This window comes from Bacillus sp. SIMBA_031, assembly GCF_046535225.1.
GTDB classification, from domain to species: domain Bacteria; phylum Bacillota; class Bacilli; order Bacillales; family Bacillaceae; genus Bacillus; species Bacillus velezensis.
The window spans coordinates 1-230 of sequence record NZ_JAWRXC010000765.1 but is presented as its reverse complement, the minus strand read 5'-3'; the positions used below and the strand labels follow the sequence as shown (position 1 = coordinate 230).

1 protein-coding gene is annotated in these 230 nt (G+C 67.0%); it reads right to left on the bottom strand.

All coding sequences use genetic code 11. The features are described 5' to 3' along the window. Positions 1-21: 21 nt before the first annotated feature. Positions 22-230: LysE family transporter (locus tag SB724_RS22125; protein ID WP_410573270.1), on the bottom strand; the 209-nt coding region annotated here is incomplete at its 5' end.

The window sequence follows — 230 nt, the reverse complement described above, 5'->3', positions numbered from 1 at the left end:
CCCCACATGGATTCGCTGCCGTCACCGGCCGAGTATTAGCCCTAGGCCCAACGCCACCATCGTGACGGCGATGGTGCCGTCAAGGATTCGCCAGGACAGCGGGCGCGCGAAGAAGCCGCGCAGGAAGCGGGCTCCGAATCCCAGGGAGCAGAACCAGAGGACACTTGCGGCCATGGCACCGGCGCCGAACCACCACTGCAGGGAGGCGCCTTGTGCGCTGGCCAGTGAAC